11 protein-coding genes and 1 riboswitch are annotated in these 12,437 nt (G+C 66.0%); of the genes, 1 reads left to right on the top strand and 10 read right to left on the bottom strand.

Annotated elements, in window-relative coordinates; all coding sequences use genetic code 11:
• Positions 1–93: 93 nt before the first annotated feature.
• From FHS03_RS10820 to FHS03_RS10770, 10 genes are all read right to left on the bottom strand, one after another.
• The gene (locus tag FHS03_RS10820) at positions 94–2,370 is read right to left on the bottom strand and encodes a M56 family metallopeptidase (RefSeq protein WP_183440988.1); all 2,277 of its coding nucleotides are present in this window, start codon (positions 2,368–2,370) and stop codon (positions 94–96) included.
• Positions 2,371–2,601: 231 nt separating this feature from the next.
• Positions 2,602–3,708 (bottom strand): S-(hydroxymethyl)glutathione dehydrogenase/class III alcohol dehydrogenase, encoded by a 1,107-nt coding sequence (locus FHS03_RS10815; RefSeq protein ID WP_183440987.1) that lies wholly within the window; start codon positions 3,706–3,708, stop codon positions 2,602–2,604.
• Positions 3,709–3,769: 61 nt separating this feature from the next.
• Positions 3,770–4,195, bottom strand: a complete 426-nt coding sequence (locus tag FHS03_RS10810) for a response regulator (protein WP_183440986.1) — start codon at positions 4,193–4,195, stop codon at positions 3,770–3,772.
• 216 nt (positions 4,196–4,411) lie between these two features.
• Complete coding sequence (locus tag FHS03_RS10805; RefSeq protein ID WP_183440985.1) at positions 4,412–5,041, bottom strand: ANTAR domain-containing response regulator; 630 nt, start codon at positions 5,039–5,041, stop codon at positions 4,412–4,414.
• 67 nt (positions 5,042–5,108) lie between these two features.
• Positions 5,109–5,723, bottom strand: coding sequence for a thiamine phosphate synthase (gene thiE, locus FHS03_RS10800; RefSeq protein WP_183440984.1), 615 nt, complete (start codon positions 5,721–5,723; stop codon positions 5,109–5,111).
• Between the two features lie 30 nt (positions 5,724–5,753).
• Positions 5,754–6,761: a bifunctional hydroxymethylpyrimidine kinase/phosphomethylpyrimidine kinase gene (thiD, locus tag FHS03_RS28145; RefSeq protein WP_229426156.1), complete on the bottom strand. Its 1,008-nt coding sequence runs from the start codon at positions 6,759–6,761 to the stop codon at positions 5,754–5,756.
• A complete protein-coding gene (locus FHS03_RS10785; RefSeq protein WP_183440983.1) occupies positions 6,758–7,549 on the bottom strand; it encodes a thiazole synthase in 792 nt (263 codons plus the stop codon). The genes thiD and FHS03_RS10785 overlap by 4 nt, the downstream gene beginning before the upstream one ends.
• Positions 7,550–7,565: 16 nt before the next feature.
• Positions 7,566–7,769 carry a sulfur carrier protein ThiS gene (gene thiS, locus FHS03_RS10780; protein WP_183440982.1) on the bottom strand — a complete coding sequence of 68 codons (204 nt, stop codon included), beginning with the start codon at positions 7,767–7,769 and terminating at the stop codon, positions 7,566–7,568.
• A gap of 7 nt (positions 7,770–7,776) precedes the next feature.
• Positions 7,777–9,657: a phosphomethylpyrimidine synthase ThiC gene (gene thiC / locus FHS03_RS10775; RefSeq protein WP_183440981.1), complete on the bottom strand. Its 1,881-nt coding sequence runs from the start codon at positions 9,655–9,657 to the stop codon at positions 7,777–7,779.
• Positions 9,658–9,734: 77 nt separating this feature from the next.
• Positions 9,735–9,843, bottom strand: a riboswitch (TPP riboswitch).
• A gap of 32 nt (positions 9,844–9,875) precedes the next feature.
• Positions 9,876–11,405, bottom strand: a complete 1,530-nt coding sequence (locus FHS03_RS10770; RefSeq protein ID WP_183440980.1) for a M20/M25/M40 family metallo-hydrolase — start codon at positions 11,403–11,405, stop codon at positions 9,876–9,878.
• A gap of 213 nt (positions 11,406–11,618) precedes the next feature.
• On the opposite strand from FHS03_RS10770, the gene FHS03_RS10765 reads away from it, so the two are divergent.
• On the top strand, positions 11,619–12,365 hold the full coding sequence (locus tag FHS03_RS10765) for a hypothetical protein (RefSeq protein WP_183440979.1): 747 nt from the start codon (positions 11,619–11,621) through the stop codon (positions 12,363–12,365).
• The last annotated feature ends 72 nt before the right edge of the window (positions 12,366–12,437 follow it).

Here is a 12,437-nt window from a genome sequence, read left to right as displayed (position 1 = left end):
CAGGGTAGGACATTTCTTGATTTTTCTCAAAGAATGTCCGATGGTGGTGCCTGACACCAGGGTGGGACATTGTTTGATTTGGCGCAAAGGGGGTTAGGCGCTGCCGCCGGGGCTTGGGGTGGCGCGGCCTTGCTGGACGGCGTCGTCGATCAGGCGGCGCGTGGTTTTGTCGGCTTCGCGGTGGATGCGGCCTTGTTCACGGCCGAGTTCTCCCATTTTGCGGCCTAGCTCGGCCATCGGTTTGCTGGCTTCGCGCATTTGGCGGTTCATGTCGTCGATCGCGGGTTGCTCGCGGACGAGGCGGGCGTGTTGCTTGCCCATCTCCGCGGATAGGGTATGGATCTGGCTTTGCAGGGGCGCCATGCGGGTGCTGAGCTGGGACAGCTCGCGCACCAGGCCGGCGCGCACCTGGTCGTCCACTTCCCTTTCGATTTTCTGGCCCAGGGCGTCCATGCGGGCCCCGATGGCTTCCTGCTGGCTGGCCAGGGCTTTCATTTTGCCATCGGTCCTGTGCTCCAGCGCGCGCTGGGCGGCACTATCGGCAATCTGGCCGTAGTGGGCGCCGATTTTTTCGCCGATCTGTCCCATGATCTTGCCCTGCGCATCCATGGCCTTGTTGTGCTCTTCCATGCGCGATTCGATCTGCTTGAGCGGCGCCCAGGCGGCACTGGCTTGGGCCACGATGGCGGGATCCTGGATCACATAGTTTTTGCCGTCCTTGCGGAACCAGATGAAGTCCCCTTTGACGCTTTGCTTCAGGCGCCGCAGCTCCTCGGGATCGCCGTTGCGGCTGGTGACTTTGCTGCCGCCTTCACGAACCAGGGCATAGGATGCGCCGTCCTGCTCAAAGTAATAGTGGGAGCCGGAGCGGTCGCGCGGCGCCTTCAATGCGGGCCTGGCTGGCGCGGCGGCCGGTGCCGGCGCCGCGGCGGGAGCCGGTGCGGCGGCAAGCGCCATCGGGGCCGCCGGCGCGGCGGGAGCGGCGGCGATGCTCATCGGCGCAGCCGGTGCGGCGGGCGCGGCGGCCAGCGCCATCGGAGCTGCCGCTGCGGCGCGGGCGGGCGGCGCGGGAGGCATCACGGGCTTGGCGGGCCGGGCCGGCAGCTCGGGGGCATCAGGTGCGGCGGGCGCTTCCGGCGCGGCGGGTGTGGCTGCGGCAAGCGGCTCTTCCGGTGTCGCCGGCACGGGCGGCAGCGGCGGCACGGACTGGGTGTCGCCATCGGCGCTCAAGGCTGCGCCAGTTCTCATGAGGGGTGCGGCGGCCTTGGGTGAGGCGGCAGCCGGTTCGCTGGAAGTGGCCGGCATGGCATGGGCATACAGCACGGCGCAGGCGGCGCACAGGCCGAGCAGCGGCGCGGCGATTTTCCAGCCCAGGGGTTCGGCTTGGGGCCGGATCAGGCGTTTGATTCGGGACATCAGGTCTCCTCCTTGTGCCGCAGGGGCAAAGTGGTTGGTTGAGAACTGGAACTTGTCCAGCTCGGACAGCGCAAGCGCGAGACGCCGCGGTTCGCCCAGCGCGCTTGCTGCAATATCGTCGGCAATCTGTTCCCGTTCGGCGCGGATGCGGCGCGACAGCATCCACACGACCGGGTGGTAGAACAGCAGAATCTCGATGGCGCTCTGCACCAGATTGACCAGGTAATCGTGACGCCGGATATGCGCCAATTCATGCGCCAGCAAGGCTTCCAGCAGCGCGGGCGGCATGCCGGTCAGCAGCGAGGCCGGGATCAGCACCAGCGGACGCAGACAGCCCGCCGTCATCGGCCCGTCCAGAGCGTCGTCGCTGACGCCGAGGCGCACCGGCACGCGCACGCCGAGCCGGCGCGCCAGCCTGTCCAGCACTTGCTGCCAATGGGGATCGTCGCGGTAATGACTGGACAGGGTACGCTCCTTCACCCATTGCAGGCCGAGCGAGAGGCGCAAGGTCATCAGCGCCGCGCCGGCAGCCCACACGAGCACCAGCCATGGCAGCAGGCGTGGCAAATGCGCCAGCCAGCCGTTCAAGCCCGCCTCGCTCAGCAGCGGCAGCATGGACTGGACCGGCGGCAGCTGGACGGCTCCAAGTCCGGCCAGGGCCGCGGCGTCGCTGGCATGTATGGCGGCGCCGCCGGCGGCATCCGCCATCGCCGCGCCGGCCGCGTCCAACGCAGCGGCGTGCAGGCTGGCCAGATGCAAGACGATACCCGCCAGCGGCAGCAAGGCGCACAGCAGCAGCGCGCCGCAGGCAAGGAGATAGCGGGTCTGCGGCCGCGCATTGCGCAGCAGCTGCAGGCCGAACGAGGCGAGACAGCCGATCAGCACCCCCTGCCACAGGAAATGCAGCAAGGCCCAGCCGATGGCGGGCACCAGGGCGTCGATCGCCCTAAACATGGACTGGCTCCTGGCATGAAGTGGCAAAGCGCATTGCTGTCTCCTCGTTCGATGGAAGTAGATTAATTTATCTAGATTTTTATGTCTAGAACTTTTTTTCTACTTGATGGCGAATCCTGGACCACTACTCTAATCCAGCAGCGCCAGCCCACCGGAGCCCATGCGACGAAATGAAAAAAGGGAGGGCCAGGCCGCAAGGCCTGCCCTCCCCTCATGGCGCCGAGGCGCGGCTTAGTAAATGACCACCGAGCGGATCGATTCGCCGCTCTTCATCAGGTCGAAGCCTTCATTGATGCGTTCCAGCGGCAGGCGGTGGGTGATCAGGTCGTCGATATTGAGCTTGCCGTCCATATACCAGTCGACGATTTTCGGCACGTCGGTGCGGCCGCGCGCGCCGCCGAATGCCGAGCCTTTCCACTCGCGGCCCGTGACCAGCTGGAAAGGACGGGTCGAGATTTCCTGCCCCGCCGCCGCCACGCCGATGATGATGGATTTGCCCCAGCCCTTGTGGCAGCACTCCAGCGCCTGGCGCATCAGCGTGGTGTTGCCGACGCACTCGAAGCTGTAGTCGGCGCCGCCGTCGGTGAGCTGGATGATGGCGTCGACCACGTTCTCCACCTCGTTCGGATTGATGAAGTGGGTCATGCCGAATTGGCGCGCCATCGCTTCGCGGCCCGGATTGATGTCGATGCCGATGATCTTGTCGGCGCCCACCATCTTGGCCGCCTGGATCACGTTCAGGCCGATGCCGCCCAGGCCGAACACCACCACATTGGCGCCCGCTTCCACCTTGGCGGTGAACAGCACGGCGCCCACGCCGGTGGTGACGCCGCAACCGATGTAGCACACCTTGTCGAACGGCGCGTCTTCGCGGATTTTCGCCAGCGCGATTTCCGGCACCACGATGTAGTTGGAGAAGGTGGACGTGCCCATGTAGTGGTAGATCGGCTTGCCGTCCAGCGAGAAGCGGCTGGTGGCGTCCGGCATCAGGCCGCGGCCCTGGGTCGAGCGGATGGCCTGGCACAGATTGGTCTTCTGCGACAGGCAGAATTTGCACTGGCGGCATTCCGGGGTGTAGAGCGGAATGACGTGGTCGTCCTTTTTCAGGCTCTTCACGCCGGGGCCGACATCGACCACCACGCCCGCGCCTTCATGGCCCAGAATGGCCGGGAAGATGCCTTCCGGGTCCGCGCCGGACAGGGTATAGTAGTCGGTGTGGCAGATGCCGGTGGCCTTGATCTCCACCAGCACCTCGCCCTCGCGCGGGCCGCCCAGTTCCACTTCTTCGATGGTCAGCGGTGCGCCCGCCTTCCATGCGATTGCTGCTTTGGTTTTCATCTCTGCATATCCTGTAAGTTGGAGATGGCGACATCATATCAACTCAGGACAAAACCCGCCTCTATGCCGGCGCGCCCAGCCAATCGGCCGATTGCAAGCCAAGCAGGTGGGAGACGGTCTGCCACAGCAGGCGCGGCGAGGTCCAGGGCTTGGGCAGGAAGGCGTGCGAAGGATGGCGCAGGTCGGGGTGGCGCGCCGAATACAGCAGCACCGGCGTGCTGCCGCCCTGCTTCTGCATGGCTTGCACCAGGGTGTGGCCGTCGCCATCGGGCAGGTCGGGATCGAGCACGATCAGGGCGAAGCGGTGCTGGCGGATCGCTTCCAGCGCATCGGCCAGCGAGGCGGCGTGGCTGACGCGCGTTTCCGGCACCAGCAGGGCGGCCAGCACCAGGGCCGTGTCATGGTCGCCGTCCACATGCAGCACGCGCGGGGCGTTGTTCTCGTCCACGGCGCGCGAAAGATCGGGGCTGTCTTGCAGTTTCATCATGGGTCTCCGCTATGTCAAACCGGAAGCGCAACGTGGCGCGAACACAACGCGCAGCAAGGCTGCTGGATGCGGCTTCCGGGAATAAAGCTGCTCGGCGGAGTGGGGCCGAAGGTTGATGCGCGGCGCGGGGGACGGGCTGCCGCCGGACACGGCAGGGCGAGGTGCGGCCCTGCTGCGGGTAATTCCAGTGTACTCGGTTTACGAACGGACGCGCACTTATTTTTTCAGGCGGGTGTTGAAGGCGGCATGCAAACTATTCAAGGTTTCTTCCGCGCTTAGCAACTGGTCGGCGATTTCGTTGACCTTGCGCCGGTTCGAGCGCGCATGGTCGCGCAGCACCTCGAAGGCGGTATTGCGGTCGGTCTGGAACTTGCACATCAGGAGGCCCACGGCCAAGCTGGTTTCGCGGCCGGCCGCCAGCGCCGCGTTCAAATTCATTTCGGTGCGGCGCAGCTGGCGGATTTCGTCGGCGCGCGCCAGGCCGGCTTCGAAAGCGGGCATCAGGTGCTGCTCGTCGACCGGTTTCACCACGAAACCGACGGCGCCATATGCGGCGGCCTGCTTGCCGGCGTCGGCGTCGCCGCGGCCGGAGAGGAACATGAAAGGCACCGAGGTATTGCGGTTGAGCTGCTTGGCCAGCTCCAGGCCGGACATGCCGGGCATGTGGATGTCGAGCAGGGCCAGGTCCGGTTCGCGCTCGGCGATCAGGGCCAGGGCGCGGTCGGCGGAGGGCGCCTGCACGGTGTCGTAGCCGGCATGGCGCAGCACTTCGCTCAGAAAATCGAGAATCATCTGATCGTCGTCGACGATCATGATCAGGCGCTTGGCGGCAGTCTGTGGTGTCATTGGGCGGCAACCTTGAGCGTATGCTAATGGATCGATTATAAAGCCCTTTGCCGCGCCGTCCACACAATCAACTCAGGCGGAACAACTCCCTGAACTGCTGTACCGCCGCCGCCACATCGGGCGCCAGATACACGCTGCTGATGGCCGCCACCATCTCCGCGCCGCGCGCCACCAGCGGCGCGGCATTGGCCGGCGTCATGCCGCCGATGACCACGCGCGGCAGCTGCACGGCCTCGCGCGCGCGGCCGACAATGTCGGGCGGCGTGGTGACGGCGTATTTTTTCACCAGCGAAGGGTAAAAGCCGCCGAAGGCCACATAGCTGGCGCCCGCCGCCTGGGCGTCGGCGGCGCGCTGCAGGTCGCCGTAGCAGGAGGCGCCGATGATCTTGTCCGGCCCCAGCTCGGCGCGGATGGCCGCCACTTCGGCGTCGGTGCCGCCCAGGTGCACGCCGTCGGCGTCGAGCCGGCGGCACAGTTCCGGGTAGTCGTTGATGAGCAGCGGGCAACCGTAGCGGCGGCACAGCGCCAGCAGCGCGCCGGCCTGCTCTTCGCGCAGCGCGGGCGCGGCGTCCTTGTGGCGGTACTGCAGCAGCGCCAGGCCGGCGGCCAGCGCCTGCTCGCTCAGGTCGAGCAGGCGGGCGGTGTCGTCCCAGTTGGGGGTAACGAGATAGAGTCCTTGCATGATGCTTCCTGATTCGTGGGTGGCGCGCCTTCAGCGGCGCGGAATAAGCTGGCCGGGCGCGATGGCGAAGGCTTCGGCCAGCGCGCGGTGGGTATAGCCCTGGGCGCGGGCCAAAGCCTGGGCCACGGGCCAGCCTTGGGACAGCAAGGCGGCGACGGCAGAGGCCAGGGTGCAGCCGCTGCCGTGGTAGCCGCCCGCCAAGCGCGGCCAACTCCAGCTCTGCTGGCGCGCCGGCCCATACCAGCGGTTGATGACGTGGCCGCCGCCGCCATGGCCGCCGGTAATCAGCACATGCTGGCAGCCCTGGGCGCGCAAGGCGCGGGCATGGGCCAGCGGATCGATTTCCGCGCCGGGGCCGGCGACGCCGCTCAACGCGCCCGCTTCCGGCCCGTTGGGCGTCAGCACCGTCACCAGCGGCAGCAGCGGCGCCAGCGCGCTGACCGCATCGTCACGCGAGAGCAGATCGCCATGGCCGCTGGCCAGCACCGGATCGAGCACCACCGGCGGCGCGGCGAAACCGGCGCCGGGCGGCCAGCCGTCGTCGGCCGGCAGCGGCGGCCCCGCTTCGGGCTGCGCACTGTCCATGCTATCGCCCCCCTGCTCGCAAAGCGGAATGGCCGATGCCGCCATGTCCAGGCTTTCTGCGGCCACCGTCGGCGCTTCACCGCGGCAGGCGGCACGGCGCGCGGCGCGCAGTTCGGTGATGATCTGGGCAATGGCGCGGGCGTTGGCGGCGCTGCCGGGAATGCCGATCTTCACCGCGTCGATGCAGGACTTCTCGATCAGCACGCGCGCCTGCAGCAGCACCAGTTCCGGCTCGACCGGCAGCACCGCATGCACGCGGTCATTGTCCTGCACCGTCAGCGTGGTGATGACGGGCAGCGCGTGCGCGCCCAGCGCGGCGATGGCCTGGATGTCGGCCGCGATGCCGGCGCCGCCCGAGGGATCGGCGCCGGCGAACACCAGCACGCAGGGCCGGCGCGGATGCGTGGCGCGTCCCAGGCGGCCCAGCCGCGCCGGCGTTTCGCCGCTCGTCATGCCAGACGTCCAGCCATCGGCGAGGATGGCGAGGCGGCGAAGCGGCGCGGGATGCGGCCGGCCAGGTAAGCCTCGCGGCCGGCCTGCACGCCCAGGCGCATGGCGCGCGCCATGCGCACCGGGTCTTGCGCGCCGGCGATGGCGGTGTTCATCAGCACGCCGTCGCAGCCCAGTTCCATGGCGATGGCCGCATCCGAGGCCGTGCCCACGCCCGCGTCGACCAGCACCGGCACCTTGGCCTGCTCGATGATCAGCGACAGGTTCCAGGGATTCAGGATGCCCATGCCGGAACCGATCAGCGACGCCAGCGGCATCACCGCCACGCAACCGATGTCTTCCAGCATGCGCGCCTGGATCGGATCGTCGCTGCAGTACACCATCACGTCGAAGCCGTCGCGCACCAGGGTGCCGGCCGCGGCCAGGGTTTCCGGCATATTCGGGAACAGGGTCTTCTCGTCGCCCAGCACTTCGAGCTTGACCAGCTTATGGCCGTTGAGCAGCTCGCGCGCCATCTGCAGGGTGTAGACCGCGTCCTTGGCCGTGTAGCAGCCGGCCGTATTCGGCAGGATGGTGTATTCGGACGGCGGCAGCACGTCCAGCAGGCTGGGCGCCTTCGGGTCCTGGCCGATGTTCACGCGGCGGATCGCCACCGTGATGATCTCCGCGCCCGCCGCGTCGGTCGCCTCGCGCGTCTGCTGCAAGTCCTTGTATTTGCCGCTGCCCACCAGCAGGCGCGATTGGTATTGCTTGCCCGCGATGGTCAGCAGGTCCTTGTTTGCTTCAGTCATTCCGATTCTCCTCGATTCAGCCGCCGCCAATGGCGCGCACGATATCCACCTGGTCCTGCGCCTGCAGCGTGCGCGCGGCCCACTGGCCGCGCGGCACCACGCTGCGGTTGACGGCCAGCGCCAGCGTCTGCCCCGTCAACTCCAGCGCGTCGACCAGTTCCTGCAAGGTTTGCTGCGGCGGCACCGCGCGCGGCGCGCCGTTCAGTTCAATCTCGATCATGGCCGCCTCACATCTTGCTGTAGAGTTCAGCGCCTTTTTTCACGAACTCGATGGCTTTTTCCTGCATGCCGCTGGCGGCGTAGTCGCGCACTTCCTGCGTGATCTTCATCGAGCAGAAATGCGGGCCGCACATGGAACAGAAATGCGCCACCTTGGCCGAATCCTTGGGCAGGGTCTCGTCGTGGAAGGAGCGCGCCTTGTCCGGATCGAGGCCGATATTGAACTGATCTTCCCAGCGGAATTCGAAGCGCGCCTTGGACAGGGCGTTGTCGCGGATTTGCGCGCCCGGATGGCCTTTCGCCAGGTCGGCGGCATGGGCCGCGATCTTGTAGGTGATGATGCCCTCTTTCACATCGTCCTTGTTGGGCAGGCCCAGATGCTCTTTCGGCGTCACGTAGCACAGCATGGCCGTGCCGTACCAGCCGATCTGCGCCGCGCCAATGCCCGACGTGATGTGGTCGTAGCCGGGCGCGATATCGGTGGTCAGCGGGCCCAGGGTGTAGAACGGCGCTTCGCTGCACTGCTCCAGCTGCAAGTCCATATTCTCCTTGATCAGCTGCATCGGCACGTGGCCCGGGCCTTCGATCATCACCTGCACATCGTGCTTCCAGGCGATCTGGGTCAGTTCGCCCAGGGTTTTCAGCTCGCCCAGCTGGGCTTCATCGTTGGCGTCGTAGATCGAGCCGGGACGCAGGCCGTCGCCCAGGCTGAAGGAGACGTCGTAAGCCTTCATGATTTCGCAGATGTCTTCGAAATGCGTGTACAGGAAGTTTTCCCGGTGGTGGGCCAGGCACCACTTGGCCATGATCGAGCCGCCGCGCGAGACGATGCCGGTCAGGCGCTTGGCCGTCAGCGGCACATAGCGCAGCAGCACGCCGGCGTGGATGGTGAAGTAATCGACGCCCTGCTCCGCCTGTTCGATCAGGGTGTCGCGGAAGATTTCCCAGGTCAGGTCTTCGGCCTTGCCGTTGACCTTTTCCAGCGCCTGGTAAATCGGCACGGTGCCGATCGGCACCGGACTGTTACGGATGATCCATTCGCGCGTTTCGTGGATATGCTTGCCGGTCGACAGATCCATCACCGTGTCGCCGCCCCAGCGGATGGACCAGGTCATCTTCTCCACTTCCTCGCCGATGGACGAGGTGACGGCCGAATTGCCGATATTGGCGTTGATCTTCACCAGGAAATTGCGGCCGATGATCATCGGCTCGACTTCAGGGTGGTTGATATTGGCCGGGATGATGGCGCGGCCGCGCGCAATCTCTTCGCGCACGAATTCCGGCGTGATCTCGGCCGGGATGGCGGCGCCGTAGGCCTGGCCCGGATGCTGGCGGCCCATCATCTCGGCCAGGCGCTCGCCCATCGGGCCGGCGTCGCGCAGCCCTTGCAGATACTCCTTGCGGCGCAGGTTTTCGCGGATCGCCACATACTCCATTTCCGGCGTGACGATGCCGCGCCGCGCGTAGTGCATCTGGCTGACATTGGCGCCGGCCTTGGCGCGGCGCGGCTTGCGCTGCAGGTTGAAGCGCAGCTCGGCCAGGGCCGGGTCGTCCAGGCGCGCCTTGCCGTAATCCGAGGTCGGGCCGGGCAGCTCTTCCGTGTCGTCGCGTTCGGCGATCCACGGCGCGCGCGGCGTACCGAGGCCGGAACGGATGTCGATCGTCGCTTCCGGATCGGTGTAGGCGCCCGAGGTGTCGTAGACGTAGATGGGCGGATTGGTTTCATGCCCAAAGGAGGCCGAGGTATCGGACTGGCTGATTTCCCGCATCGGCACGCGGATGTCCGGGCGGCTGCCCTCGACATAGATTTTGCGGGAATTGGGAAGTGGCGCAACGGCGGCGCTGTCTACCTCGGCCGTGGTGGCGAGGAATTTTGGATTGGCGTTCATTTGGCTCCTTTGTCAGCTACAGGAGCCAGCAAAGGAGGATTTGGTGACGCGCGCGCACGGACGGAGAGAGTCCATGCGCGCTGTTCCTAAAGCTTCCCTTCGCTGGCATTATCCAGATCAGGTTCGGAGGGTATTTCTCACCCGCGCCTCGCTGTGCAGCGACTTGCAGGACCCCTAGCGTGTGCCGCCTTGCGGCAGCGGTCGGAATTATAGCGCCATTATTGCGGTTTGTACGTAACGGTCAGGTTATAACTCGAAGCGGAGTAACCATATACCAACACGTGCACGTCGCCATTGGCCGCGACCGAGATCGAGCAGGTCTCGGCGGCCGTGCCGCCGTCCGACTTGCAGTCGAAGGTGGAGGTGGTGGGCGGCGTCCCCTTGCGCACGAACAGGTCGGCGTCGCCAGTGCCGGTGGTGCTGGCCTTGAAGGTGCCGGCGCCGGCCTTGAACGGGCCGAATTTGGCGCTCTGGCCCTGGGTCAGCTTGCCGCTGAAGGTTTCGGTGCGGTCAGGGCCGGGCGGCGTGCCGGGACCGTCGCTGCCCAGTTCCACCGCATAGGCCAGGGCCAGGCGGCTGAATTTGAGCGCATGGTCGGCCTGGTTGCCGGTGTTGGCGTAGGTGTCGTTGATGGTGTGGATATACGGATTGTCCTGATTGAAGCCCGCTTCGAACGGCAACGATGCCCAGAAGCCCTGCGCCGTCCATGAAGCATGGTCTGAGCAGCCGTAGCCGCATTTGTCGTAGCCGATTTTCAAGGTCGGCAGATAGGCCGTGGCCAGATTGGCGAGGAAGGTGTTTTGCTGGGCGTCGGTATAGTCGGTGTAGATATAGATATCGTTGGCCGAACCTTTGTAGTTGGTCATGTCGAGCTGCATGACGCCGACCACATTGATGTTGTTGTTCTTGTGGTACTGGGCGATCTCCTGCGAACCGCGCAGGCCCACCTCCTCCGCCGCATAGCCGATGAACTTGATGGTACGGCGCGGCTTGTAGCCGCTCGATGCCAGCACGCGGAAGGCTTCGGTCAGGCTGGCGATGCCGGATGCGTCATCGTCGGCGCCCGGCGCGCGCGTGCTCTCGCCGACGCCGCCGCCCACGATGGAATCAAGGTGGCCGCCCAGCACCACCACTTCCGAGCCGTTGTCGGTGCCGTTGATGGTGGCGATCACGGATTTCTGCGGATAGGCGTTGTGGGTGAATTGGGTGACGCTGATGTCGCTGCGGCCGTTGGCCAGCGTGGTCCATTTCTGCTTGAGCCAGTTGGACGCCGTGACGCCGATATTGGTGTTGTAGTAGCGGTTGGTGTGGGCCGACAGGTCGAGAATGGTCTGGCCCACATTACTGGCCTGCATTTGCGACAGCAGCGGCGGAATCACGGACTGCTGGTCGATGGTGTAATTGGGGCGGGCCAGCAAGGTCGCCATCTTGGCGTCGGCCTGCGGCTTGAGCGCGGCGCGGCCGGCCTCCTCGCTGTCATGGGCCATGAAGCCGCCGCAGCGTTTCAGTTCGGTGTGGATGGCTTCGGAGAGCTGCTTCATCTGCTCCTCGTCCACCTGCACCAGGTGAACCTTATCCTGGCCGTCGGCATGGCTGTTGCGCGCAATCGCCTGCGGCGCCAGCTTTTGCAGCTGGGCGTAGGCGCTGTCGCCGATGGTGATCCAGATCTTGTTCGACGCGGGGGCCGCGCCAACCGCCGCGGACGCAAGCCAAGCCGCTGCTAGCACGGCGGTGAAACGAGCTGCCATATCAGTCTCCCTGGAGTAATGGTTAAGCTGCTGTTGAGCCGTTGACCTTAGCGAAATCGGATTGGCCGAGTCAAAAAATTTCCAGAAATGGACAAAAGCCGTATCACCTGTCCAGCCTGGGACATTTCTACATTGCCAAGTAAGGCGCGCTGCCGCGAGCCGCTATAATCGCGACCACGGCGAAGGGGCTTCGCCGCTGGATAAGGATGCTGCATGCTGGTTGGACGAGATGCCTTGGGATGGATGCTGAAAATGCTGGCTGCGCCGCTGCTGCTGGCGCCCGTGCTGAATGGCCTTCCTGCCGCCAAGGCCGCAGCATCCGCTGCCGAAACACCGCTGCTGGAAACCCGTCCCGCCAGCGCTGCCGAAATCAAGTCCTTCGCCGCCTTCCGCCAGCAACAGCTGCCCGAAACGGCGGCCTTGCCGGCCAGCTTCAACGCCACGCGCCTGCGCGGCAGCCGCCAGTGGCAGCTGCAAGCCGCGCTGGATGCGGCGCCGGTCCACGCGCCAGCACTGCCGCTGTGCGTCATGCAGCGCCGCGTGTTCGACTACGCGCCGCGCGCCGCGAAGGACAAGCGCTGGAGCGAGCAGTTGCCCGCCCAGCAGCTGGCCTGGCTGCACCACCAGCCGCAGTGCGATGCGCCCGACGCCGGCAAGCCGCCCGTGCATCCGGTGCGCCTGTTGCAAGCCCAGCCCGATATGTCCACCCTGACCCTGCTGGTCAAGCACAGCGAGCTGCTGGAACGCGCCCGCCTGCTCATGGCCGGCAACACGGCCTGCGCCAAGCTGCGTTCGCGCAGCTTCCAGCTTGATGCCGTGAGCCGCGAGCCGGCCGGCAGTCCCGATGCCGGCATGGTCCTGCTGGTCTTCCGCAGCGATATCGGCGCCGAAGCCCATATCACCGTGCGCAAGTCGCGCACCGAGCTGACCGCCTGGAACGTGCGCTGCCCGGCGCCTTGATCCTCCTGCTGCACGGCAGCCATCCTTGCTTTTCAAGCAAACTTACTGACCCGCCAAGCCAATCTGCGGCCA

This window comes from Pseudoduganella violacea (assembly GCF_014191875.1).
Lineage (GTDB): Bacteria > Pseudomonadota > Gammaproteobacteria > Burkholderiales > Burkholderiaceae_D > Rugamonas > Rugamonas violacea_A.
This window is presented reverse-complemented; position numbering and strand designations above follow the sequence as displayed.

Excerpts from the sequence above, each read along its gene's own strand:
- FHS03_RS10820 (WP_183440988.1), bottom strand. The coding sequence starts at position 2,370 with ATGTTTAGGGCGATCGACGCCCTGGTGCCCGCCATCGGCTGGGCCTTG.
- FHS03_RS10815 (WP_183440987.1), bottom strand. The coding sequence starts at position 3,708 with ATGAAAACCAAAGCAGCAATCGCATGGAAGGCGGGCGCACCGCTGACC.
- FHS03_RS10810 (WP_183440986.1), bottom strand. The coding sequence starts at position 4,195 with ATGATGAAACTGCAAGACAGCCCCGATCTTTCGCGCGCCGTGGACGAG.
- FHS03_RS10805 (WP_183440985.1), bottom strand. The coding sequence starts at position 5,041 with ATGACACCACAGACTGCCGCCAAGCGCCTGATCATGATCGTCGACGAC.
- thiE (WP_183440984.1), bottom strand. The coding sequence starts at position 5,723 with ATGCAAGGACTCTATCTCGTTACCCCCAACTGGGACGACACCGCCCGC.
- thiD (WP_229426156.1), bottom strand. The coding sequence starts at position 6,761 with ATGACGAGCGGCGAAACGCCGGCGCGGCTGGGCCGCCTGGGACGCGCC.
- FHS03_RS10785 (WP_183440983.1), bottom strand. The coding sequence starts at position 7,549 with ATGACTGAAGCAAACAAGGACCTGCTGACCATCGCGGGCAAGCAATAC.
- thiS (WP_183440982.1), bottom strand. The coding sequence starts at position 7,769 with ATGATCGAGATTGAACTGAACGGCGCGCCGCGCGCGGTGCCGCCGCAG.
- thiC (WP_183440981.1), bottom strand. The coding sequence starts at position 9,657 with ATGAACGCCAATCCAAAATTCCTCGCCACCACGGCCGAGGTAGACAGC.
- FHS03_RS10770 (WP_183440980.1), bottom strand. The coding sequence starts at position 11,405 with ATGGCAGCTCGTTTCACCGCCGTGCTAGCAGCGGCTTGGCTTGCGTCC.
- FHS03_RS10765 (WP_183440979.1), top strand. The coding sequence starts at position 11,619 with ATGCTGGTTGGACGAGATGCCTTGGGATGGATGCTGAAAATGCTGGCT.